The following is a 22,997-nucleotide window of genomic DNA, read 5'->3' as shown; positions in this document are numbered from 1 at the left end:
CAAGTGCAATTCCTAATATGAAATTCGTTTTGGTAAGGTGATTTCCTACTGGGTCAGGCGTATGCAGAAGAGGGTTTTGGGTCATCCCATCTGCGTCTAACCACCCCAAGGAGATGGCTGAGCTATTTAATTTTGATTAGGATACCCCCAAGGGAATTCGAATCCCTGTCGCCTCCGTGAAAGGGAGGTGTCCTAGTCCACTAGACGATGGGGGCAGGATTGCAATCGCATTTACTACCTTAGCTAACTTGGGGGAAATCTGTCAATTTGCTCCTCTGCCCTAGGGTCGGTACACGGGCAAGGTAAAGTGAAAGGTACTGCCCCTCCCCGGTGCGGATTCCACCCAAATCCGTCCGTAGTGCGCCTGGACAATTTGCCGACAGACCGCCAAGCCCAACCCATAGCCCGCCTCATGGTGCTGATGTTCCAAGCGGGTACTGGGTTCAAAAATCCGCTCCTGATCCTCCGGGGGGATGCCGGGGCCATTGTCCGCCACCGTCACCTGTACCTTGAGGGTGGTGCTGTGCAGGGTGCTGATCTGAATCCGACCGCCGGGGGGGGTGTACTTACAGGCATTGTCCAGCAGGTTGGTCAACACCCGCCGCAGGGCATCCGGGTCGGCAAATACGGGCGGACAGGGTTCGGGGACATCCAGTTCCAGGTGGTGATTCCGGTGGGCGAACTGGGGGGCAAAACTCTGCGCCACCAATTCAATCATTTCCCGCAGATGTACGGCTTGGGGGTTGAGTTGCAGGGCGCTTTGTTGGTTGCGGCGCACCTGGAGAATGCTATGGATCAGCCGATCCAGGGTTTTCACCTGATTGCGGGCTTGATGCAGCAGTTGCGGGGCTAAATCCGCCCGGTCGGGGGTGAGTTCTAGGGTCTCCAGGGCGATGCCCACCGCCGTTAGGGGGTTGCGTAGGTCGTGCGCCAGCAGTTCCAAAACCTGGTCCCGGAATTGCACCTGGGCGGTCAGTTGTTGAATGGTGAGTTTGGCACGGGTTAATTCTTCTTCGAGGGTCGCCACATCAGGGGTGGGGCTGGAATTGCCGCTCGCCGGTTGACTGGATTTTTCCGCCTGCCACCGGGGCCACCAGTACTCCAGTTGATCCAATAGGTCGCTCCCCACCAACACCTGCCGGGGTTCCGGTTTGGTCTTGACCAGCGCCGGGGTGACCACCACCCGAAACCGTTCCGCCAAATAGGGTTGTTCACTCACATCCACCATTTGCACCGCCTCCTCCCCACAACCCAGGGTATGAAGCCGTTGGGCCAACTGCCGCATCTGTTCCCGGCTGGCGGCCTTGCTGGTGAAAAGGTAAACCTGAATGGGGGACATAGGGTATCCAGGATAACAATCCCATTTACCAGGATAAGAGATGAACCGGGGCATGGGGGCAGGTAAAATCCTTCTATCATGGAAAAATGCGACTCTCCTAATTCTTTCCCAATTGTGTAGGCATGGCTCGGTTTAGTGTGACCACCCCCTTGTATTACGTGAATGCCCGCCCCCATATCGGCAGTGCCTACACCACGATGGCCGCCGATGCCCTCGCTCGGTTTGCCCGTCTGCGGGGGGATCAGGTGCTTTTGGTGACGGGGACGGATGAGCATGGGCAAAAAATCCAACGCACCGCCCAGGAACGGGGAGTCGCCCCGCAAGTACATTGCGATGAGATGGTGCGGGAATTTCAGGCACTTTGGGAGAAGTTAAACATCCGTTGGCAGAGGTTCAGTCGCACCACCGACCCCCGGCACGGCGTGATTGTCCGGGAATTTTTTCAAAAGGTGTGGGAGCGGGGGGATATTTATCTGCACCAACAGCAGGGTTGGTATTGCGTCGCCTGTGAGGAATTTAAGGATGAACGGGAATTATTACCGGGTCAGTTTTGCCCCCTACACCCCCATCTCCAGGTGGAATGGCGGGATGAACCCAATTACTTTTTTCGCCTCTCCCGCTATCAAGCCCAACTGGAAGATTTATATCAGTCCCAACCGGATTTTATCCAACCGGAAACCCGCCGCAATGAGGTATTAAAATTTGTCAGCCAGGGGTTGGCGGATTTTTCCATTTCTCGCCTGCATTTGGACTGGGGATTTCCCGTGCCCGTTGACCCCAACCAGGTGATTTATGTGTGGTTTGATGCCCTGTTGGGATATGTAACCGCCCTGCTAGAGGTTGAGGAGGAACCGAGTTTAGCCCAGGCGGTGAAAACCTGGTGGCCGGTGGATGTGCATTTAATTGGTAAGGATATTTTGCGCTTCCATGCGGTGTATTGGCCCGCCATGTTACTCTCGGCGGAATTACCATTGCCCAAGCGGATTTTTGCCCACGGATTTCTCACCAAAGATGGGCAGAAAATGAGCAAATCCCTGGGGAATATCATTGACCCTTTTTATTTGGTGGCAGAATATGGCAGTGATGCCCTGCGCTATTATTTTTTGAAAGAAATTGAACTGGGGAAAGATGGGGATTTTAACGAGGAGCGATTTATCCAAACGGTGAATGCGGATTTAGCCAACGATCTGGGTAATCTGCTGAACCGCACCCTGAAATTGGTGCATAAGTATTGTGATGGGAAAGTCCCGCCGGTGAACGTCCTCCCGGATGACCCTTTGCGTCTTTTGGGGCAGGATTTGGGGGCGCAGGTTGCTGAGGCGTATCAGCACTTTGCCCTCCACCGAGCCTGTGGTCTGCCCCTGGCTCTAGCCCAACGGGCAAATAAATGGATCGATGAGCAAGCCCCCTGGCAGTTGGCGAAAACGGGAGCGCAGGCAGACTTGGAGGCGGTTCTCTATCGGTTGTTGGAGGCGGTGCGGTTAGCCGCCTATCTGCTCAGCCCGGTGATCCCCCAGACCAGCACCCGCATTTACCAGCAGTTGGGCTACGAAGTTGATTTTGACCAAGACCCACCCTCGGACTACGACCGGCACGGGCGGTGGGGGGCATTACCCGTGGGGCAACCCGTGGCACAACCGGAACCCGTCTTTGCCCGGATTGGCATACCAAAAGTAATAAAATCCTAAGGTTTTCAGGGGGTGCAAAATTCCCTGGTTAAAATGATGAGTGATCCTTGTGGAATGCTCCACGGGAACCCATAATAAAAAGTCCATAATTTTGGCATTTAGCAAGGAATGATCCTATGTCTGGCATGGATACGATGGGCTTATTTACACCACAACAGGTATTGGAAAACCGGGGGCGACTGGCGATTTTCATTGACGGTTCCAATTTATTTTATGCCGCTCTCCAGTTAAATATTGAAATTGATTATACCAAGCTATTGTGTTACTTGACGGCGGGTTCTCGTTTATTGCGTGCCTTTTTTTATACCGGTGTTGACCCCACCAATGAAAAGCAACAGGGTTTTTTACTCTGGATGCGGCGCAATGGCTACCGGGTGGTTTACAAGGAATTGGTGCAGTTGCCGGATGGGTCAAAAAAGGCAAATTTAGACGTGGAAATTGCCGTAGATATGCTCTCCCTGGTGGGTTCCTACGACACGGCGATTCTGGTGAGTGGGGATGGGGATTTAGCCTATGCGGTGGATGCGGTCAGCTACCGGGGGGTACGGGTGGAGGTGGTCAGCTTGCGTTCCATGACCAGTGATAGTTTAATCAATGTGTCGGATCGGTACATTGACCTGGAGTCCATTCGGGATGAAATCCGCAAATCCCATCGCCCCCAAACCTATCGCCCGGTGTCGGATTTACCCGGTGCTGGGGAGTAGGCGGGGCTGGTGTGCCCTGGGGTTGAGCCTGGGACTGGTTGTGAGCGGTTGTCGGGTGGCGGAACGTCCCCTGGAGCCGGAGGCGAATTTGGAAGCGACCCAGCAACTCACCTTTCAATCCTTGAATCTGCAACAGGTGGATAAAAATGGTCAAATCCTCTGGAAATTGCAGGTAGAGCAGGCGGTCGCCGACCCCAAAACCCGCCGGGTGCAGGTGCAAAAACTGGTGGGAAACATCTACGACCGGGGGAAACCCCGCTACCGGGTGGAAACGGCGCAGGCGACGGTCTTGGAACAGGGGGAAACCTTGGACATTCAGGGACGGCTAATTGCCACTGATCTGCAAGACAAAACCCGGATTACCACCCAATCCCTGCTCTGGCGACCCCAGCAACAGGAATTAATTCTCAAAGGCAATCTGGAATTTCAGCAACCCAAGCTACAAGCCAAGGCGCAGGAAGCCACGATTCGCCTGCGGGACAACCACCTGGCACTACGCAAAAACGTCCAAGTTACCAATCAAAAACCGGCTTTGAATATCACCGGGGAAGCCCTAGATTGGGAATGGCAAAAGGGGCACATCCAGGCACTGCAACCGGTACAAATCATCCATCCCCCCCAGCAGTTGGTGGTGAAGGCGGGACGGGGGCAAATGGATTTTCAAAATCAAGTCCTGCGGCTCACCCAGGGGGTAGATGCGGTCAACCAGCGGGGACAACTGCGGGCGCAAGAGGTGGAATGGCGCATTCCTGCCCAGGAGGTCACGGCGGTTGGGAATGTATTTTACCGCCAAAATGACCCCCCCTTGACGGTCACCGGTAGCCGTGCTGATGGCAATCTCGCCACCCGTCAGATTCGGGTGCAACGGGCATCTACCCAATTTGTCCCCTAGCCGCAAGGATTAGATAAATATGGCAATCTCAAGCGGTCTATGGGAATTGCCAAGTTAGCCGGAACCAGGGCGGGGCGGTGCCCTGCGACCCCTCATTTTTTGAGTATTAAACTTTTATTCACTCACAATTCAAATATGATCGCCACATTAAAAACGAATCTGTAACCGAGCCACCGCCGCCCGTTTTGCCCGTTCATCCCGCCGGTCATAGCGAACTGTAGTCTGTACATTGGCATGACCCGCCAATTTTTGCACCGTCGCCACATCCACCCCCGCATCCAACAAATTGGAAATAAATGTGCGGCGCAAATCGTGGGGACTAAAAGCCGCAATCCCCGCCTGTCGCCCCCGTTTGGTGAGAATGTGCAACACCGCCTGTTCGGTCAACGCCCGCACCACCACCTGCCCCCAGCGATTTACCGGACAGAGGAGTGCCCCGCTTTGGGTGCCCCGCAACCGCAACCACCGTTCTAACCACACATCCGCCCCCGGTGCCACATACACCAGCCGGTCCTTATTCCCTTTGCCAGCCCGCACCCGCAGACGACGTTCCGTCGGTTCATAGTCCTGCATTTGTAATGCCACTACCTCCGCCCGCCGCAGTCCCGAACCCGCCAATAGTCCCACCAAGGTCGCATCCCGACAGCCAGCAGGGCTATGTTCCCGTTGACAAACGGCTAACAATTTATTGACTTCATCCTCACTCAACACCCGACCCCGCAATAACCGTTGCCCCTTGACCGTGGGCAGATCAATGGTGCGGTGGTAGTCCTCTGCCGTCAGCAGTCCCAACCGCCAGCATTCCCGCAGAACCCCCCGCAAAGCCGCCAGTTGTTTGTTGACCGTCGCCGGGGCATACTGGGTCGCCAACCGGGAGCGCAACGCCGCCGTGTGGGGATACCGCAACTCCCACCAGGGAAATTCCCAAAGTCCCAACCGACCTTGGCTACTCCACCGGGCAAGCAATTCCAACGCCTCAGACAGGGTGCGCCGGGAACCGGGACTCAGACGGGCAAGATAAATCAAAACCGGATGGGTTTGACCGCTCAGGGATGGGTCTGTGGTGATGGGAGCCAGGGAACTTGTCATCACGCCACCGCCAACATTTACGGGGCATTGTATCGCAAATGTATAACCCAGGATAGCCCCGCCCTTCCTACTACGAACCAGTCAGTTTCGCCCGACTCAGGAGATACAAAACCGCCATGCGTACCGCCACCCCATTGCTCACCTGTTGGGACACCAGGCTCAACTCCGGGTCATCCATGACATCGGAAGTCAGTTCCACCCCCCGATTCGCCGGACCAGGATGGAGAATTTTCACCCCCGGTTGGCACAAAGAGAGCCGTTCCCGGGTCAAGCCATATTCCCGGTGGTACTCCCGCAGGCTGGGCAAAAAATGTTGCTCCATCCGTTCCGTTTGTAAGCGCAATGCCATGACAAAATGAGCCGATTGTAAAGCGGGAGCCAAGTCCCAATGCACCTGTACGCCCAGGGCTTGCCATTCCTTAGTAACCAAAGTGGGGGGTCCCGCCAGATGCACCTCTGCGCCAGCGGCACGCAGGCTGTAGATATTAGAACGGGCGACCCGGGAGTGGCGAATATCCCCAACAATGGCAATTTTGCACCCCCGCAAACTGGCTAAACTGGGTGGTTTTGCATGATTTTGACTGCACAAAGTAAATAAATCCAGCAGGGCTTGGGTCGGATGTTCATGTTGCCCATCCCCGGCGTTGATCACCCCCACCCCCGTACCCAGGCGGTCACACTCCTGGGCGATTTGGTGGGGCACACCGCTGTACTGGTGGCGGATGACCATCAGATTGGTATTCATCGCCAGCAGGGTTTTGGCGGTATCCAAAATGGTTTCCCCCTTATTCAGGGCGGAGGTGCCGGGGGAAAAGTTCAGGGTATCGGCGGAGAGGCGTTTGGCGGCGAGTTCAAAGCTGTTGCGGGTGCGGGTCGAAGATTCAAAAAACAGCAGGGCAACCACCCGTCCTTGCAAAGTGGGAACCTTGGGCGTGGGGCGGCTCAGCACCTCCACAAAACTGGCAGTGGTTTGCAGGATAATTTCATACTCCCAAGGTGCCAAATCCTGTAGGGAGAGTAAATGCCGTCGTTGCCATTGGGGGCTGGTCATGGGTGTGTGCGGCGAATCCCCAACAACCAATTCACAATCGTGGCACGGCGGGTGCGCTCCGGGGTGAGTTCCGACACCTGGTAGCCGGGGAACCCTAATTCTTGTTTGAGTAATTGTTTCGCCGCCGGGGGAATACTGCGGGTGAGTTGGACAATCGCCGAGCGATCCCGGATAAAATCAGGGGGGGTGGGAAATCGCTCCCGCCAGGGGGAAGCCACCCGCTCCGTGCGCCAAGTCTGCTGGCTGGGGTCATACTCGTACCCCAAATACTCCCAGACCAATTGATTCACCTCATCCGCCGGGAGCCGTTCCTGGAGAATCTCCCACAAAAGCGCATCGGTTAATTTGGTTGTATTACCCATTGGCAACATCATGACCCTGCCCCACCTCGTGCTTTATGGTAAACCCGGTTGTCACCTGTGTGCGGGACTACGGGAAAAATTAACCGAGATTGCGCCGGGATGCTTCACCCTAACGGAGCGGGACATCACCACCGATGCCCAATGGTGGCAGAAATATCAGTACGAAATTCCCGTGCTGACCCTGGTGCGGGGAGAGCAGGAAATTCCCTTGCCCCGTTTGTCCCCCCGTTTATCGGCGCAACAATGCCGTCAGTATCTGGCAAATTGGTTAGCAATGAATGCAGTTGCCCAAGGAACATAGGGCATCTTTAACTAATTCATAACGCCAAGTACAAAAATCAATTTAAGGGTACCTCTATATTATTTATTAGCACTACTGCAAGATTATCTCCCTGAAATGCCTATATTAATGGCTACACCACGCAGGCTATCGAGAACCAGAGACGGGGTACGACCTATTTTTAGAGATGCCCTTAATATGGAGTACTATAGGGGTGCGCTACAATTACCATGCCCAAAAATTCGGTTAAAATCTAGGGTATTATTGGCGGTGGTATGATGGAGTAAAAAAATATGAAGATTATCCATTACGATGGCGAGCGGTTGGTGGCGGAGACGCTTTCTCTGGGTTTGCTGTGGCAATGGATTGTATTTATTTTTTTTAGTCTTTTATGGCTTTGGATAGGCGGGGGGATTATTGCCCAAACCCGCTCCATTCGCTGTGAAAAGATTGAACCCACCCTGACTAATTGCCAAATTACAGACAGTCTATTTTGGGGGGCATTCCGGCAAATCCAGAAAGTGAGCGGTGTCCAGCGAGCGTTTGTAGCTGAAGCAATTGGTTATAGTGATGCCAGTCAGTATCCCATTTATCAAGTAGGTTTGGTGCTCAACAATTCTAAAACAGTGCGGGTCACGGATTGGGAGCGGAGTTCTGATTATACAAACCAGGTCAAAAATTCCTTGGAAACATTCCTCAAATCCGAAAGAACCACCTATCAACTTAACTTGAATAATTATCGTAATATTTTAGGAGCGATATTTTTTATTGTAGTGAACTTTTTTAATCTCATGTTTTTTCTTGGTACCCCCTATCGAGAACGAATTATTTTGAGTAAAACCGATAACAATCTTCTATTGATTAAATATTTTATACTTACTGTCCTCAAGCAATCCCTTTTTTTAGACCAAGTTTCCCTACAGTTGAAAGAAGAAACGGACAGTGACAATGACACGTTTTATACGGTTGTCCTCAACACTACCGGCATTGGGGATAAAAGTTATCGGCTAAAATCCAGCGGCAATCGTCAAGAAGTTGAAGACTATTGGCGGTTTGATCCCGATATTCAGGCACTCAAAGAATTTGTCCGCGCTGAAGAATTGCTCCCGCCACCTTAACCCCATGTGATCATGCGGACGCAGAGACTCGAACTCTGACCCGTAAGGACTGGAACCTAAATCCAGCGCGTCTACCAATTCCGCCACGTCCGCAGGCATCTTTTATTATAGGGGCAACAAACGTAGGTTAAATTCGCAGGAATGTTGCGCTTGTAGATGAGCCAATAGACTTTGCCCTTGCTGAATTAATCTCTCAAAATCCCACCCAGGCGGCAATTCCTGACAACGGCGCAGACGGCTCAACCCCTCCCCCAGCAGTAAAATGGCACCCCGCTGATTGCCATTGCCCAGGTGATAACCCGCCACCGCCATTTGCAATAACCCCTGATAAAGCGTGCGTTCCGGCTCCAGCGCTTCCATCCACAGGGCTTCCAGGGTGTCATGGCAGGCGTAGTATTCCCCCTGGTTGAATTGGTCAATCGCCTGTAAAAATTCGGGGGGATAAGGATTCATTTATTCATGAGGTTTTGGCAATTCCGATAGCTTGCGTGGCGAAGCCATACGCACATGGAGTTCTTTTAATTGTTCTGGCAAAACTGCCGCTGGCGCATCCGTGAGTAAATCCCGTGCCTGTTGGGTCTTGGGAAAAGCCATCACTTCTCGGATCGAATCTTCCCCGGCTAACAGCATGACCCACCGATCCAAACCATAGGCAATTCCCCCGTGCGGTGGTGCGCCATACTCCAGGGCTTCTAATAAAAAGCCAAATTTCTCTTCATACTCAGCAGGGGATAAACCAATCAAATTAAAGATTTTTTCCTGGGTAGAACGTTGGTAATTCCGTAAACTGCCGCCCCCAATTTCCGTGCCATTCCACACCAAATCGTAGGCTAAGGCTCTAGCGGTTTCCAAATGCCCTAGATCGTCCGGGTGCGGGGCAGTAAAAGGATGGTGCAATGCTTCGTAACGTTGTTGTTCTGGGTTCCATTCCACGAGGGGAAAATCCACTACCCACAAAAGGGAAACCGCTTGGGGATCAATCAAATCTAATTCTCTTCCCAGGTACTGCCGCAAATGATCCAGGGATTTATTCACCAAATGGGCAGGCCCCGCCCCAAAGAGTAATAAATCGCCGGGTTGGGCATGGGTGCGTTCTAAAATGGCTTGTTTTTGCGCCTCGGTTAAATGCTCCTTAATTGCCCCAATCGTATCGAGTTCAAATCCCTCCCGCACCCGAATATAGGCGAGACCTTTGCCCCCCGCTTCCGTGACCAACTTAAATAAATCACCGCCAGGTTTGATCCGCACATTGGAAATTTTTTCATTGCCACCGGGAACGGGTAAAATTTTCACCAAACCCCCATTTTGGACTGCTTCCCGAAAGACACGAAATCCTGAGTCTGCTAATACATCGGAAACATTGACTAATTTCAAATCAAACCGGGTGTCGGGGCGGTCGGTGCCATACCATTCCATCGCTTGCTGATAGGTTAAACGGGGAAACGGTGCGGTTAATTCTATCCCCTTAATTTTATAAAAAACATGGCAGACCAATTCCTCGTTAATTCGCAACATTTCTGGGATGGAAGTAAAACTCAATTCCACGTCCAATTGGGTAAATTCCGGTTGCCGATCCGCCCGTAAATCCTCATCCCGAAAACAGCGAACAATCTGATAGTAACGGTCGCAACCACCGACCATTAAAAGTTGCTTAAATAGCTGGGGGGATTGGGGCAACGCATACCACTGCCCTGGATAAATACGAGAGGGAACCAGATAATCCCGCGCGCCTTCGGGGGTAGAACGGGTGAGCATGGGGGTTTCCACTTCCAAAAAACCCAGCCGGTCTTCCAAATAACGGCGAATGGATTGCACCACTTGATGCCGTAGGCGGAGATTCTGTTGCAATTTATCCCCACGAATGGTCAAGTAACGATATTTCAAACGCAATTCTTCCCGCACCGGATCGCCCCCGGAGGGCAAAAATGGCAAGGGACGGGTCACGGGGTTCAAAACCACCAATTCAGTCGCATAGATTTCCAGGGCACCGGTGGGTAAACGGGGATTTTCCGAACCCGTTGGTCGCTGGCTGACCGTACCAGCAATCTGCACCACCGATTCCAACCGCAATTGTTGCGCCACCGGGTAGGATGCGGGCGTGCGTTCCGGGTCACTGACAATCTGCACCCGCCCGGTATAATCCCGCAGGTCAAAGAAAATTACCCCGCCATGATCCCGGTAATACTCGACCCAGCCGCATAGTTGCACCGCTTGCCCCACCTCGGCTGAGCTAATCTGACCACACCAATGACTACGCACGGATTTTCCCCTTGGAATCGCTTTCCTATGGTAACTCGCAGGTGAAACGCTGGATCATGAGGACATAGGGCTACCCAGCGGAAGTTCTGGAAAATGTGCGTTCAGCGGGTGTTGCCCTGTTGACGTTCTGTAACAATGACATTCACATTTGATTTGCGCTTAGATCACTTGTGCTAACAGTGTATAAACTCCAAAGACCAGCAAAATTACCCCACTGATCAGGGGAAACCAGCGGGAAATCGGGCGGAGGCGGAGCCATTGCCGCACCGTTGCCGTAAAGGTACCCGCCACCCAGATGGGCAACGTGTAACCCAAGGTATAAGCCAACAACAGCCCAAACCCCAGCAGGACATTGCCCGTACTCGCCACCCACGCCAGTAAACTCGCCAAAACCGGCGTACTACAGGGGGAAGCCCCCAGTCCAAAGGTCAGACCCAAGCCGTAGGAACGCCAACCGCCCTGTCCCCAGCCCGTCCCACTCGGCACCGCCCACATCGGCAAGGGCAGGACTTCCAGCAGTACCAACCCCATCCAAATCGCCACCCCCGCCACCAACAGGGACAAACCACTCCCCCATTGCCCGTAAACCCGCCCCAGGAGTGCCGCCCCCATCCCCAACGCCGTTAACGTGGTGGCCAGCCCCAGGGTAAACCAACTGGCTCGCCGCCACCCACCCCCCTGCTCCGCCCCCAAACAAGCCACGGTCACGGGTAAAAGGGACAAAACACAGGGGTTCAAACTCGTCACCACCCCGGCTCCCAGCACCAGCCCCAAACTCACCGGAGTCAGGTGTTGCAACTCCTGGGTCACCCATTGGTTCGCCCATTGCTCCCAAAAATACAGCGTGTCCGCCAGGTTGATCACAGTCAAATGCTCATAATCTACATAAACTGTAACAATAAATGGTCACAGGCAACCATCTCAGGGAATGCCAATGGGTTCGAGGAACGTCCGGGGGTGGTTGATGTTTCGCCGTAACTATCCTTACCAGATGACCGGTGGTATGATCCACCTGAAATTACCTTGAGAAGTCAACATGGGTTTGCAGACGACTGCCCCGGCTCTGTTGGTTTTAGCGGATGGAACGGCACTGCGGGGGTATCGCTATGGGGCGAAGGGCACCACCGTCGGGGAAGTGGTCTTTAATACGGGGATGACCGGCTATCAGGAGGTTCTCACCGACCCCAGCTATTGTGGACAAATCGTCCTGTTTACCTACCCGGAGTTGGGGAATACGGGGGTGAACGCCGAAGATGTGGAATCGGAGCGGGTGCAGGTGCAGGGGCTGATCGTCCGGCATGGCTGTACCCAACCCAGCAGTTGGCGGGCGCAGGCATCCCTGGTGGACTATCTGGAACAGTGGCGGGTGGTGGGGATCAGTGGCGTGGATACCCGGTTGTTGACCCGTCGTCTGCGAGAACAAGGGGCGATGAATGGGGCAATTTCCACGGAAATCCTCGACCCCCAGGAACTTTTGGAAGTGGTGGCGCAGGCTCCCAGCATGGAGGGGTTAAACCTGGTGCCCCGGGTGAGTACCTCTAGGGTTTACGAGTGGTGTACCCCCACAGCGCCCATGTGGGAATTTGCCCCGGTGTCCCCCCCGCCGGAACCTTTGCTGGTGGTGGCTGTTGACTTTGGCATTAAGCACAATATACTACGACGACTGGCAAGTTACGGCTGTCGGGTGGTGGTGGTGCCAGCGACGACCCCAGCTACGGAGATTCTCGCCTACGACCCGGATGGTATTTTTTTATCCAATGGTCCAGGGGACCCCGCCGCCGTCCGGGAGGGGATTGCCACGACCCAAGCCCTGCTGAAAACTGGGCGACCCCTATTCGGCATTTGCCTGGGGCATCAAATCCTGGGGTTGGCCATGGGAAGCCAGACCTTCAAACTCAAGTTTGGACATCACGGGTTGAACCACCCGGCGGGCTTAGGGAACCAGGTTGCCATCAGTAGCCAAAATCACGGTTTTGCCCTGGACAAAGATACCCTGGCACCGGAATTACAGATTACCGATTGGAATCTGAATGACCAGACAGTAGCCGGGGTGCGTCATCAGGAATTGCCGATTTTTTCGGTGCAATATCACCCGGAAGCCAGCCCTGGGCCGCACGATGCGGATTATTTTTTCGCCCAATTTGTGGAACAGATGCAACAGTATCGGCAGAGACGGCGGGGTTAAATTGGCGTTAGATAATGACTCTAAAGCGTGAGAAAGATATAGCAATCCTAAATAAATTTAGAATATAGGTCGCAGGGGCACCGCCCCGCATTTGGTTCTAGGGAATCTCACTCCTCACTTCTCACTTCTCGTCGCAGGGGCACCTTCCCCATCATTGGTTCTGGAGAATTTCCATTCGTTAATTTCTAATTGAATTAAGGGTATAGTCATTTCAAACAAATTTGCAACATTCGCCTTTACTTACAAACCCTCTCCCGGAAAGGAATAGAGCGATTGCCAATACCTAAAAAGTGTCGCATTATAAAACAGAATGACTATACTTCTAAAAATGGGTCGCAGGGCATCGCCCCGCATTTGGTTCTAGGAAATCTCACTTCTCGCTTCTCACTCCTTACTCCTCACTTCTCGTCACAGGGGCACCTTCCCCATCATTGGTTCTGGGAATTTCCATTCGTTAATTTCTAATTGAATTAAGGGTACTTCTAAAAATGGGTCGCAGGGCACCGCCCCGCATTTGGTTCTAGGAAATCTCACTTCTCGCTTCTCACTCCTTACTCCTCACTTCTCGTCGCAGGGGCACCTTCCCGCATTTGGTTCTTGGGAATCTCACTTCTCGTTTCTCACTCCTTACTCCTCACTTCTCGTCGCAGGGCACCGCCCCGCATTTGGTTCTGGGAAATTTCCATTTGCTAATTTCTAATTGAATTAAAGTAAATAGGATTGCTATAGTTCCCAAAGCAATTATTCTCGGAGATGTCTTCATGGTAATATAGGCAACCAACCCATTGTTCCAGCATCCATGTACGCCAAAATTAGCCCCCCAACCCAGGGCACCCGGATCACCTTCACCGCCGGGGGTATACCCCAAGTCCCCGATGACCCAATCATTCCCTACCTGCGGGGGGATGGCACAGGGGTGGATATTTGGCCTGCCACCCAGTTGGTATTGGACACTGCGGTGCAATTGTGCTACGGTTCTGCCCGCAAAATCCATTGGTTCAAGGTCTATGCCGGGGATGAAGCCTGTGAAGTGTATGGCGAATATCAGTACCTGCCCCAGGATACCCTCACGGCGATTCGGGAGTATGGGGTCGCCATCAAAGGTCCTTTGACCACGCCGGTCGGGGGGGGCATTCGTTCCTTGAATGTGGCTCTGCGCCAGATTTTTGACCTGTACGCCTGTATCCGTCCCTGCCGCTATTACCCTGGCACCCCTTCGCCCCACCGTCACCCGGAACAATTGGATGTGATTATTTATCGGGAAAATACGGAGGATATTTACCTAGGCATTGAATGGCGGGCGGAAACGGAACCGGCGCAAAAACTGATTCAATTATTAAATGAACAATTCATTCCCCATACCCCGGAACATCAGGGAAAAAAAATTCCTCTGGATAGCGGCATCGGCATTAAACCGATTAGTAAAACCGGTTCCCAACGATTAATTCGCCGGGCGATTCAACACGCTTTGCGCCTGCCCCCAGCCAAACAATTGGTGACGTTGGTTCACAAGGGCAATATTATGAAATACACGGAAGGAGCCTTTCGGGACTGGGGTTATGAATTGGTGCAAAATGAATTTCGCCAGGAATGCGTGACGGAGCGGGAGTCTTGGATTTTAGAAAACTTAGAAAAAAATCCCGACCTTACCCCAGAGGAAAATGCCCGCTTGATTGAACCGGGTTACGACAGTTTGCCCCCCGCCAAACAGGCGGTGATTGTTGCCGAAGTCCAACAGGTTGTCGCCCAGATTGGGGACACCCACGGGCAGGGGCAATGGCGCACTAAAGTCATGGTCAATGACCGGATTGCCGACAGTATTTTTCAGCAAATCCAAACCCGTCCCCAGGAGTATTCGATTCTGGCTACCATGAACCTGAATGGGGATTACCTTTCCGATGCCGCCGCCGCCATTGTGGGCGGGTTGGGGATGGGACCCGGAGCCAATATCGGCGATACCTGCGCTATTTTTGAGGCGACCCACGGCACGGCTCCCAAACACGCTGGCAAGGACCGGGTGAATCCAGGCTCCCTGATCCTGTCGGGGGTGATGCTGTTGGAATTTTTGGGCTGGCAGGAGGCGGCTGACCTGGTGCAAACCGCCCTGGGTAACGCCATTGCCCAACGCCAAGTCACCTACGACCTCGCCCGCCTCATGGAACCCCCGGTGGAACCGCCCCTCTCCTGCTCCGGGTTCGCCCAAGCGATTGTCCGCCAGATGGAAAATGTCAAAAAATCTTGATATTTAAGCGATTTTTAGGGAAAAACGGGGAAAATGGGGGGTGGAGCGGCTTGATCCCCTGGGGATTTGTGCCTAAATTTGTAGTTAACGTTGCGATCCCGGTACCGGGTTCTAAACCTATGACCCAAGAACCTACGCCGCTTGAGGAGATGACCCTGCGGGAACTGCGCCGTCGGGCCAGTGAACTGGGCATTTCCCGATACAGCCGGATGCGTAAGTCCTATTTAGTGACTGCCATTCGGGCGGCTGAACTCCAGACCACCTATTCCCACTATTCCCCCATGATGCAGGAGGCGCAAACCACCGTGGACACTGTGAAAGAAGCATTGACTGAACCGGCGCAGACCAGCGTAGCGACCGCTTTGAAGGATGTGGATCAAGGATTGCCGGATTTACCGGGCGGCTATGGGGAAACCCGGATCGTTCTCATGCCCCGTGACCCCCAGTGGGCTTATGCCTATTGGGATATTCCCAACGAGGTACGGGAGGAGCGGCGGCGTCAGGGAGGACAACAGCTTGCCCTGCGGTTGTACGATGCCACGGGGATCAATCTGGCGGTGCAGGCGCCCCACAGTGTGCAGGAGTACGCCTGTGATGAGTTGGCACGGGAGTGGTACTTGCCCATTCCGGTGAGTGACCGGGATTATGTGGTGGAAATTGGCTACCGTTGTGCCGATGGGCGGTGGTTGAGCTTGGCTCGTTCGGCACCGGTGCGGATTCCCCCGGTGTATCCCTCGGATTGGGTCGAAGACCACTTTATAACGGTGGATTTTAACGAAGACCTGCGGGGTCGGACATTCTTCCAGTTGGTGCCCCCCAGTGAGCGGCAGGTTCCAGCGACGGATGCCCCCATTTACGATGAAATCATGCAATTGGCGGCGGGGGCGGAATCAATGCGGGTGGCTGGTTCCCTGTATGGCTCCATGCAACACGTCCCCGGTTCCATCGTCAGTAGTGCGGAGTTTGCCATCAGTTCCTATGTGTTCCCGTCTGGGATTGGGCGCTGGGCGATTCCGACCATGTCCGCTGTGGGGATGTCGGGGATTGGCTTTGCCGCTTCCATGCCGCCGATTCGTCCCCGGAAATTCTGGTTGGTGGCGGATGCGGAATTGATCGTTTACGGGGCAACGGAACCGGATGCCACCGTGACCGTGGGGGGACGGCGGATCAAGTTGAATCCCGATGGTACCTTCCGCTTCCAGATGAGCTTCCCGGATGGCAACCTGGACTTCCCGATCTTTGCGGTCGCCGCCGATGGGGAGCAAAACCGGGAAATCCACATGACCTTTGACCGGCGTACCCTGGCACGGCGCACCAACACCCGGGAAGAAGCGGTGGAAGAATGGTTGCTCGGTTAAGTTCATCCCTGCCAAAACCATAAAAACCCATGCCCCTCGGTGCCTATCGGGGGGTATGCTTTTGGGGATAGGGTCGCCAAGGAAAATTTCTGACGATACCCTAGGGGTGGGTACGGTTCATTGTTAAGATTAGGTTAAACCTATGCGGGTCACCCCATGAACATTCGTCCTGACAAGCCGGAAGAAGCCTGTGGTGTGTTTGGGGTCTATGCCCCAGGGCAGGAGGTCGCGAAATTAGCCTATTTTGGTCTGTACGCCCTGCAACACCGGGGTCAGGAATCGGCGGGGATTGCCACTTTTGACCAGGGGCGGGTGCATTGTTACAAGCATATGGGGCTGGTGTCCCAGGTGTTTCGGGAGGAAATTTTGCGGGAATTGCCGGGGCAGTGGGCGGTGGGGCACAACCGCTATTCCACAACCGGGAGCAGTCGGGTGGTAAATGCCCAGCCGGTGGTGGTGTCTTCCCGTTTGGGGGAATTGGCGCTGGCGCATAATGGCAATCTTGTTAATACATTAGAATTACGTCAGCAGTTATCGCCGGAACGGTATCCCCTCTATTCCACCACGGATTCGGAGATCATGGCGCAGTTGCTGGCGCAGGCGGTGGACGGGGGGGCGGACTGGGTGACGGGGGCGGTGCAGATGGCGCACCAATGTCAGGGGGCGTTTAGTCTGGTGATTGGCACACCAGCGGGGATTTTGGGACTGCGGGATAGCTACGGGGTGCGTCCTTTGGTGTTGGGAACTTTGGGGGAACGGGGTTTGGTGTTGGCTTCGGAAACCTGTGCGTTGGATATTATCGGGGCGGATTATCTGCGGGAGGTGGAGCCGGGGGAATGGGTCTGGATCACGCCGGAGGGGTTCACCTGTGGGCAGTGGCAGCGGGCGCAACGGAAATTGTGTGTATTTGAAATGATTTATTTCGCCCGCCCGGATAGTGTGATGGAAGGGGGTAGTTTGTACAGCTATCGCCGCCGGTTGGGGGAAGTTTTGGCACAGGAAGCCCCGGTATCGGCGGATTTGGTGATTGCGGTGCCGGATTCGGGGGTGCCCGCCGCCATTGGGTTTGCCCAAGCCAGTGGCATTCCCTACGCCGAGGGGTTGATCAAAAACCGCTATGTGGGGCGCACCTTTATCCAACCCACCCAGACCATGCGGGAAACGGGCATTCGCATGAAGCTCAACCCCCTGCGGGATGTGCTCCAATCCCAACGGGTGGTGGTGGTGGATGATTCCATTGTGCGGGGCACTACGAGTCGCAAGTTGGTGCGGGCGTTGCGGGAGGCGGGGGTGCGGGAGGTGCATATGCGGATTTCGTCCCCCCCGGTGACCCATCCCTGCTTTTATGGGATTGACACGGACAATCAGGATCAACTGATCGCCGCCCGCCTGTCGGTGAGCGAAATTAGCCAGCATTTGGAGGTGGATTCCCTCGCCTACCTGAGTTGGGCGGGGATGTTAGCCGCCACCGGGGAAGCACCCCAAAAGTTCTGTTCTGCTTGCTTTACCGGGGATTATCCCATTTCCCCGCCGGATACGCTCAAACGGTCGAAATTGATGTTAGAACACGTTACCTAACCTTGGGCAGTCCGTAGGAATCCAGCCATCCTACTTGCCTGATTATAGTCATTTCAATTTAGAATGCAAATTTTTTAGGTATTTGCAATTGCTCTATCCCCTTTTAGGACAGAGGTTGTAGGTAAAGGCGAATGTTGCAAACTTATTTGAAACTACGATAACGCACAAAAACTCTACAAAACCCACGACGGAACCCCTGTGCCATTCTCATTTAAGATTGCTATGAAAAAAATACTAGGGCTTGGCAGGGGTCGCTTGGGGCATTTGTTTGCGTCCAATGCAAATTAGGGTTTTGTAGCCAGTTTTCCCCACCTCCACCGGGATTTTGTCCTGATTGGCTCCCATCACCGCAGTTTGCTTTTGCGGGATCACGGGCGTTAGTCCCACCCGATGATAGACCACCTTCTGTTGGTGCAGGCAGGTTCGTACCCAGGAGATTTGCGCCAGTTGGGGCATGATGGTATTTTCGGTTAAATTCAGCCCCCGGGCATCGAGTTCCTGGGGTTGCCCCAGATGTTTGGTGTAAAAATCCACAACCTTGGGCAGGAGGTCAGGGGTACCATAAACCTGGTCAATCCCGTCCCCACTGGGATATTCCCCCATCAGCGTACTCCCCGGATACAGGGGGATCGGCGATGCCTCAGCCATGAATACCGTCCAAAATCACTGTCCCTATCCTATCAGGGCGAGGATGGCGGACAAAACATGAATAAACATGAACAAATGTAAATAAATATAAATAAATGTTTCTTGATTACCGCCTGACAGAATTGACAGCAACGGTTATGATAAACATGGTTCCGCCCTAGGTGTGAATGGGATTTGGTCTTAGCCGATTCCGTCATGGCAGTGGGCATTTTTATCAGGTTCAGGTTATGACCATCTATGTGGGCAATTTGTCCTTCAAAGCGACTGAGCAGGACTTGAAGGAAGTTTTTTCGGAATACGGGTCGGTGAAACGGATCACCCTGCCGATGGATCGGGAAACGGGACGAATGCGGGGCTTTGCCTTTGTGGAAATGGCGGAGGATGAGGCGGAGGACAAGGCGATTACCGCTCTGGATGGGGCGGAATGGATGGGGCGGCAGTTGCGGGTGAATAAGGCTCGCCCTCGGGATGACAACCGTCGGGGTGGATTTTAGGTTCAAACTTAGCTGGGGAGGGAGAGATGGAATCAGCAGAATCACTCTCCCGGGGGACGATCTTGGTGGTGGATGACACCCTGGAGAATCTGGATGTCCTGGATGACTTGCTCACGGGGCATGGTTACGAGGTGCGGCGGGCGATTGACGGGGCGATGGCTCTACGGGCGGTGGCGGCGGAACCCCCGGATTTGATCCTCCTGGATATTATGATGCCGGGGATGGATGGCTATGAGGTGTGCGCCAAATTGAAATCTGATTCCAGCACCTGGGGGATTCCGGTGCTATTTATCAGTGCGTTGGATGATGCCCAGGACAAGGTACGGGCTTTTGAAACCGGCGGGGTGGATTACATTCCCAAGCCGTTTCAGGCGGCGGAGGTGGTGGCACGGGTGGAAGCCCATTTGCAAAATGCCCTCCTGCAACGAATCCTCGAAGACCGGGGGCGGGCGTTGGAAGAGCGGGAACGGGAGGTGCGGCAGTTGCGCCAGCGGGTCAAACGCCTGGAAGAAGTACTGGGCTACTACGGGGTCGATCCCGCTTCGGTTTAGGTTATGGCTTGGCGACTGCGGTGGGTGGTGACGGTGCCGTTTGTGGTGGTGACCACCTTGGCGACGGGGCTGGTCGGCTATTTATCCTTTCGCAATGGTCAACAGTCGGTGCAGGTGGTGGCGCAGGGGTTGCAAACCGAGATTGCCGAGCGGGTACGCAGGGAATTGGATGATTTTTTGGACTTTGCCCCCAAGCTGGTGGCGTTCAATGCGGATTTAGCCCGCCAGAATCTCATCCAAACCCAACCTCCCAAAGGGGAACTCTATCTGTGGCGACAGATGACCCTGCAACCCCAACTGCGGGTTATTTATTTTGGCTCAGCCACCGATGGTCGGTTTATCGGCGTGCGTCGGCGTTTAGAGGACAATAGCCTGCGGTTGTATTTCAATACCGGGCTGGAGTTTACCCTCAATAACCAAGGGCAACGGGGGATGCAACACCAGGTTCCCGCTCCTGCCCAACGTTTTGATAGCCGCACCCGTCCCTGGTATCAAAAAGCCCTGACCCAGGACAGTCCGGTTTGGTCGGATGTGTACGTCTCCTTTAGCACGGGGCGGTTGGCGATTACGGCGGCGCAGGTGGTGAAAACCCCCCAGGGGAAGGTGTTGGGGGCAACGGGAGCCGATGTGGAACTCACCCGTTTGAGTGAATTTCTCAGCAGTCTCAGGATTGGTCGGAGCGGGGAAGCATTTATCATCGATCCGGCGGGCTTGGTGGTGGCGGATTCCACTGGCGATGAGGTGAGCTTACTACAGAATCGGGAGCGGCTGAAGGCAACGGAGAGTCCCCATCCCCTGATTCGGCAAGCCGCCCGTTGGTTAGCCGGGCAACCCCAGGGCAAGCGACCCACGCCGGAGCCAGTGCGGGTGGATTTGGGTGGGTCAGCCCATTTTCTCCATGCGGTGCCCTACCAGGACCCCAGGGGATTGGATTGGTTGCTGGTGCTGGTGGTGCCCGAGCGGGATTTCCTGGAACAGATTTACGCAGGCAATACCCTGACCGCCTTTTGGTGCGGGGTAACCCTGGTCATTGCCCTGGGGGTGGGGTTTTTTCTGAGCCGTCAATTTAGCCAACCGGTGCAGGCATTGGTGCAAGCCACCCAAGCCATCGCCCGGGGGGAGCGGGGACGGCAGGTAGCGGTGGGGGGGATTTGGGAGTTGGCGCAACTCGCCCACAGTTTTAACCAAATGTCCCAGCAACTGGCGGATTCCTTCACCCAACTGGAAACCCTGAACCGGGAACTGGAAGACCGGGTGGCACAGCGCACCCAACAGGTACAGGCGAGTGAGCGGCAGTTTCGCACCCTCACCAGCAACATTCCGGGGATGGTATTTCGTTCCCAACGCATGGACGGCTATGATTTCATTTATCTTTCGGACCCGATTGAGCGGATTACCGGTTATCCCGCCCGGGAATTTCTTCAGGGAGAGCGGCAGTATTGGGATTTGATTTTGCCAGAAGATCAAGACATGGTGTTAACTGCCATTTTGAACAGTCGGGTGAAAAATCATACTTACGAAATTGAATATCGGATTCAGCGGGCGGATGGTCAAATCGGTTGGGTCAATGAACGGGGACAGGGGGCGCAGGACGACACCGGCGAAATCCGTTATCGGGATGGGGTCATTTTTGACATTACCCAACGCAAAGACTTTGAACAGCAACTCGAAGAAGCTCGCCAAAAAGCGGAAAGTGCCAACCGTGCCAAAAGTACTTTTCTGGCGAATATGAGCCATGAATTACGCACCCCCTTAAATGCGATCATTGGGTTTAGCCAAATCCTCAACCGTGACCCCCACCTTACCGAAAAACAACGGGAAACCGTCGGCACCATCAACCGCAGTGGGGAGCATTTATTAAATTTAATCAATGACGTTTTAGATATGGCGAAAATCGAGGCGGGTAAACTCGTCCTCCAACCCTCCAGTTTCGATTTACACCAGATGCTCAAAACTATTCAGGATATGTTGAATGTGCGGGCGCAGGCGAAAAATTTGCGCTTAATTTTTGAACTCAGTCCCGACCTGCCCCAAGCCATCCAAACCGATGAAAATAAACTGCGGCAGGTGTTAATCAATCTGATTGGCAATGCCATCAAATTTACCAAAGAAGGTGGGGTTTCTGTGGTGGTAAAACCCTTAGGACGCACGGAGCGAAATTGTACCCTCCAATTTGCCGTAACGGATACCGGCGTGGGCATGACCCCTGAGGAATTGGGGCAATTATTTCAAGCCTTTGTGCAAACTGATACCAGCAAAAAAGTCAGCGAAGGCACGGGTTTAGGATTAGCCATTTCCCGTCAGTTTGTCCAGCTGATGGGTGGGGATATTACCGTCACCAGTGAAAAGGGCGTAGGTACTACTTTTAGTTTCACCATTCAAGCCGAATTAAGTAGTATTGAATCGGTGGCGGCATCAACCCCGAAAACAGTTAAATCTGTCGCACCAGGGCAACCCGAATATCGCCTACTCATCGTGGATGATAAGTTAGAAAATCGGCAAGTCTTAAAAGCCTTATTAGCGTCGGTGGGGTTAAGTTCCCGGGAAGCCACCAACGGTCAAGAAGCGATTGAAATCTGGCAAGCCTGGCAACCCCATCTGATCTGGATGGATTTACAAATGCCAGTAATGAACGGTATGGAAGCCACCAAGTATATTCGATCCCACGCTTCCGAAATTCCTAAACCTATTATCATTGCCCTTTCTGCCAGTGTCTTTGAGGAAGAAAAACGCCATGCTTTAGCGTCAGGATTTGATGATTTTGTGATGAAACCCTACCGAGAAGCTACTATTTTTGCTAAATTAGAGCAATTTTTAGGATTAAAATTTATCTACGAAACCGACCGTTCTCAAACGGCAACCGCATCGCCAACTTCCCCAGCCTTAACCCAGGCGGATTTGCAGGTGTTACCCAAGGATTGGTTACGGGAATTTCATCGTGCCGCCATTAGTCTCAATAACCGCAAAATGAATCAACTGATCAGCCAAATTAGTGCAGATAATGGGGAGTTAGCCACCACCCTGCAACGTATGGTCAAACAGGTGCAAATTGAGCCACTCATTGCCCTGATCGAACCCTTGATTGCTTAATTTCAGGTTAATGTGATTGCCATAGCCATCTTAGATATCTGTAGAACCAAGTACGAGGCGGTGCCCTGC

At 53.7% G+C, this 22,997-nt stretch carries 20 protein-coding genes and 2 tRNA genes; 12 read left to right on the top strand and 10 right to left on the bottom strand.

All coding sequences use genetic code 11. The annotated features are described in order from the left end of the window. Nucleotides 1-142: 142 nt before the first annotated feature. Nucleotides 143-215: transfer RNA gene (locus MLD66_RS05060), tRNA-Glu, on the bottom strand. Between the two features lie 65 nt (nucleotides 216-280). Next, nucleotides 281-1,339, bottom strand: coding sequence for a histidine kinase (locus MLD66_RS05055; RefSeq protein WP_247215851.1), 1,059 nt, complete (start codon nucleotides 1,337-1,339; stop codon nucleotides 281-283). A 122-nt stretch (nucleotides 1,340-1,461) separates the two neighbouring features. Between MLD66_RS05055 and metG the strand changes: the two genes are divergently transcribed. From metG to lptC, 3 genes are all read left to right on the top strand, one after another. Further along, nucleotides 1,462-3,027 carry a methionine--tRNA ligase gene (metG, locus tag MLD66_RS05050; RefSeq protein ID WP_247215850.1) on the top strand — a complete coding sequence of 522 codons (1,566 nt, stop codon included), beginning with the start codon at nucleotides 1,462-1,464 and terminating at the stop codon, nucleotides 3,025-3,027. Nucleotides 3,028-3,143: 116 nt separating this feature from the next. After that, complete coding sequence (locus tag MLD66_RS05045) at nucleotides 3,144-3,731, top strand: NYN domain-containing protein (protein ID WP_247215849.1); 588 nt, start codon at nucleotides 3,144-3,146, stop codon at nucleotides 3,729-3,731. Beyond that, nucleotides 3,661-4,623, top strand: coding sequence for an LPS export ABC transporter periplasmic protein LptC (gene lptC, locus MLD66_RS05040; protein WP_247215848.1), 963 nt, complete (start codon nucleotides 3,661-3,663; stop codon nucleotides 4,621-4,623). Before MLD66_RS05045 ends, lptC begins: the two co-directional genes overlap by 71 nt. A gap of 147 nt (nucleotides 4,624-4,770) precedes the next feature. On the opposite strand, the gene MLD66_RS05035 is transcribed toward lptC, so the two are convergent. The 3 genes from MLD66_RS05035 to MLD66_RS05025 form a co-directional block, all read right to left on the bottom strand. Then, the gene (locus MLD66_RS05035; RefSeq protein ID WP_247215847.1) at nucleotides 4,771-5,712 is read right to left on the bottom strand and encodes a tyrosine-type recombinase/integrase; all 942 of its coding nucleotides are present in this window, start codon (nucleotides 5,710-5,712) and stop codon (nucleotides 4,771-4,773) included. Nucleotides 5,713-5,782: 70 nt separating this feature from the next. Then, the gene (locus MLD66_RS05030) at nucleotides 5,783-6,763 is read right to left on the bottom strand and encodes an aspartate carbamoyltransferase catalytic subunit (protein WP_247215846.1); all 981 of its coding nucleotides are present in this window, start codon (nucleotides 6,761-6,763) and stop codon (nucleotides 5,783-5,785) included. Then, nucleotides 6,760-7,137, bottom strand: coding sequence for a DUF1823 family protein (locus MLD66_RS05025; RefSeq protein WP_247215845.1), 378 nt, complete (start codon nucleotides 7,135-7,137; stop codon nucleotides 6,760-6,762). Before MLD66_RS05025 ends, MLD66_RS05030 begins: the two co-directional genes overlap by 4 nt. On the opposite strand from MLD66_RS05025, the gene MLD66_RS05020 reads away from it, so the two are divergent. Further along, nucleotides 7,136-7,426, top strand: coding sequence for a glutaredoxin family protein (locus tag MLD66_RS05020; protein WP_247215844.1), 291 nt, complete (start codon nucleotides 7,136-7,138; stop codon nucleotides 7,424-7,426). The genes MLD66_RS05025 and MLD66_RS05020 overlap by 2 nt on opposite strands. Before the next feature lie 272 nt (nucleotides 7,427-7,698). Next, complete coding sequence (locus MLD66_RS05015) at nucleotides 7,699-8,523, top strand: hypothetical protein (protein WP_247215843.1); 825 nt, start codon at nucleotides 7,699-7,701, stop codon at nucleotides 8,521-8,523. A gap of 13 nt (nucleotides 8,524-8,536) precedes the next feature. On the opposite strand, the gene MLD66_RS05010 is transcribed toward MLD66_RS05015, so the two are convergent. From MLD66_RS05010 to MLD66_RS04995, 4 genes are all read right to left on the bottom strand, one after another. Then, a tRNA-Leu gene (locus tag MLD66_RS05010) sits at nucleotides 8,537-8,616 on the bottom strand. A gap of 12 nt (nucleotides 8,617-8,628) precedes the next feature. Continuing rightward, on the bottom strand, nucleotides 8,629-8,976 hold the full coding sequence (locus MLD66_RS05005; protein WP_247215842.1) for a DUF309 domain-containing protein: 348 nt from the start codon (nucleotides 8,974-8,976) through the stop codon (nucleotides 8,629-8,631). Beyond that, entirely contained in the window at nucleotides 8,977-10,782 is a 1,806-nt protein-coding gene (gene aspS / locus MLD66_RS05000; protein WP_247215841.1) for an aspartate--tRNA ligase, read from the bottom strand. Between the two features lie 159 nt (nucleotides 10,783-10,941). Continuing rightward, nucleotides 10,942-11,646, bottom strand: coding sequence for a cytochrome c biogenesis protein CcdA (locus tag MLD66_RS04995; RefSeq protein ID WP_247215840.1), 705 nt, complete (start codon nucleotides 11,644-11,646; stop codon nucleotides 10,942-10,944). A gap of 172 nt (nucleotides 11,647-11,818) precedes the next feature. Between MLD66_RS04995 and carA the strand changes: the two genes are divergently transcribed. The 4 genes from carA to purF all read left to right on the top strand — a co-directional run bounded on the left by carA (nucleotide 11,819) and on the right by purF (nucleotide 18,145). Continuing rightward, nucleotides 11,819-12,967, top strand: a complete 1,149-nt coding sequence (carA, locus tag MLD66_RS04990; RefSeq protein ID WP_247215839.1) for a glutamine-hydrolyzing carbamoyl-phosphate synthase small subunit — start codon at nucleotides 11,819-11,821, stop codon at nucleotides 12,965-12,967. A gap of 799 nt (nucleotides 12,968-13,766) precedes the next feature. After that, nucleotides 13,767-15,209, top strand: a complete 1,443-nt coding sequence (locus MLD66_RS04985) for an NADP-dependent isocitrate dehydrogenase (protein WP_247215838.1) — start codon at nucleotides 13,767-13,769, stop codon at nucleotides 15,207-15,209. Between the two features lie 119 nt (nucleotides 15,210-15,328). Further along, on the top strand, nucleotides 15,329-16,567 hold the full coding sequence (locus tag MLD66_RS04980) for a DUF4912 domain-containing protein (protein ID WP_247215837.1): 1,239 nt from the start codon (nucleotides 15,329-15,331) through the stop codon (nucleotides 16,565-16,567). Nucleotides 16,568-16,723: 156 nt separating this feature from the next. Beyond that, the gene (purF, locus tag MLD66_RS04975) at nucleotides 16,724-18,145 is read left to right on the top strand and encodes an amidophosphoribosyltransferase (RefSeq protein WP_247215836.1); all 1,422 of its coding nucleotides are present in this window, start codon (nucleotides 16,724-16,726) and stop codon (nucleotides 18,143-18,145) included. A 234-nt stretch (nucleotides 18,146-18,379) separates the two neighbouring features. Here purF and MLD66_RS04970 read toward each other — a convergent pair whose 3' ends face one another. Continuing rightward, nucleotides 18,380-18,793, bottom strand: coding sequence for a hypothetical protein (locus tag MLD66_RS04970; protein WP_247215835.1), 414 nt, complete (start codon nucleotides 18,791-18,793; stop codon nucleotides 18,380-18,382). 227 nt (nucleotides 18,794-19,020) lie between these two features. On the opposite strand from MLD66_RS04970, the gene MLD66_RS04965 reads away from it, so the two are divergent. From MLD66_RS04965 to MLD66_RS04955, 3 genes are read left to right on the top strand one after another with little or no spacing between them, the layout of a single operon-like run. Further along, the gene (locus tag MLD66_RS04965) at nucleotides 19,021-19,287 is read left to right on the top strand and encodes an RNA-binding protein (RefSeq protein WP_247215834.1); all 267 of its coding nucleotides are present in this window, start codon (nucleotides 19,021-19,023) and stop codon (nucleotides 19,285-19,287) included. A 26-nt stretch (nucleotides 19,288-19,313) separates the two neighbouring features. After that, entirely contained in the window at nucleotides 19,314-19,838 is a 525-nt protein-coding gene (locus tag MLD66_RS04960) for a response regulator (RefSeq protein WP_247215833.1), read from the top strand. A gap of 3 nt (nucleotides 19,839-19,841) precedes the next feature. Next, nucleotides 19,842-22,928: an ATP-binding protein gene (locus MLD66_RS04955; protein ID WP_247215832.1), complete on the top strand. Its 3,087-nt coding sequence runs from the start codon at nucleotides 19,842-19,844 to the stop codon at nucleotides 22,926-22,928. The last annotated feature ends 69 nt before the right edge of the window (nucleotides 22,929-22,997 follow it).

This window comes from Synechococcus sp. C9 (genome assembly GCF_022984075.1).
Taxonomy (GTDB): Bacteria; Cyanobacteriota; Cyanobacteriia; order Gloeomargaritales; family Gloeomargaritaceae; genus Gloeomargarita.
Note: the sequence above shows the minus strand (reverse complement) of the source record. Positions and strands in the feature narration are given on the sequence as shown.

Excerpts from the sequence above, each read along its gene's own strand:
- MLD66_RS05055 (WP_247215851.1), bottom strand. The coding sequence starts at position 1,339 with ATGTCCCCCATTCAGGTTTACCTTTTCACCAGCAAGGCCGCCAGCCGG.
- metG (WP_247215850.1), top strand. The coding sequence starts at position 1,462 with ATGGCTCGGTTTAGTGTGACCACCCCCTTGTATTACGTGAATGCCCGC.
- MLD66_RS05045 (WP_247215849.1), top strand. The coding sequence starts at position 3,144 with ATGTCTGGCATGGATACGATGGGCTTATTTACACCACAACAGGTATTG.
- lptC (WP_247215848.1), top strand. The coding sequence starts at position 3,661 with ATGAAATCCGCAAATCCCATCGCCCCCAAACCTATCGCCCGGTGTCGG.
- MLD66_RS05035 (WP_247215847.1), bottom strand. The coding sequence starts at position 5,712 with ATGACAAGTTCCCTGGCTCCCATCACCACAGACCCATCCCTGAGCGGT.
- MLD66_RS05030 (WP_247215846.1), bottom strand. The coding sequence starts at position 6,763 with ATGACCAGCCCCCAATGGCAACGACGGCATTTACTCTCCCTACAGGAT.
- MLD66_RS05020 (WP_247215844.1), top strand. The coding sequence starts at position 7,136 with ATGACCCTGCCCCACCTCGTGCTTTATGGTAAACCCGGTTGTCACCTG.
- MLD66_RS05025 (WP_247215845.1), bottom strand. The coding sequence starts at position 7,137 with ATGATGTTGCCAATGGGTAATACAACCAAATTAACCGATGCGCTTTTG.
- MLD66_RS05015 (WP_247215843.1), top strand. The coding sequence starts at position 7,699 with ATGAAGATTATCCATTACGATGGCGAGCGGTTGGTGGCGGAGACGCTT.
- MLD66_RS05005 (WP_247215842.1), bottom strand. The coding sequence starts at position 8,976 with ATGAATCCTTATCCCCCCGAATTTTTACAGGCGATTGACCAATTCAAC.
- carA (WP_247215839.1), top strand. The coding sequence starts at position 11,819 with ATGGGTTTGCAGACGACTGCCCCGGCTCTGTTGGTTTTAGCGGATGGA.
- MLD66_RS04985 (WP_247215838.1), top strand. The coding sequence starts at position 13,767 with ATGTACGCCAAAATTAGCCCCCCAACCCAGGGCACCCGGATCACCTTC.
- MLD66_RS04980 (WP_247215837.1), top strand. The coding sequence starts at position 15,329 with ATGACCCAAGAACCTACGCCGCTTGAGGAGATGACCCTGCGGGAACTG.
- purF (WP_247215836.1), top strand. The coding sequence starts at position 16,724 with ATGAACATTCGTCCTGACAAGCCGGAAGAAGCCTGTGGTGTGTTTGGG.
- MLD66_RS04970 (WP_247215835.1), bottom strand. The coding sequence starts at position 18,793 with ATGGCTGAGGCATCGCCGATCCCCCTGTATCCGGGGAGTACGCTGATG.
- MLD66_RS04965 (WP_247215834.1), top strand. The coding sequence starts at position 19,021 with ATGACCATCTATGTGGGCAATTTGTCCTTCAAAGCGACTGAGCAGGAC.
- MLD66_RS04960 (WP_247215833.1), top strand. The coding sequence starts at position 19,314 with ATGGAATCAGCAGAATCACTCTCCCGGGGGACGATCTTGGTGGTGGAT.
- MLD66_RS04955 (WP_247215832.1), top strand. The coding sequence starts at position 19,842 with ATGGCTTGGCGACTGCGGTGGGTGGTGACGGTGCCGTTTGTGGTGGTG.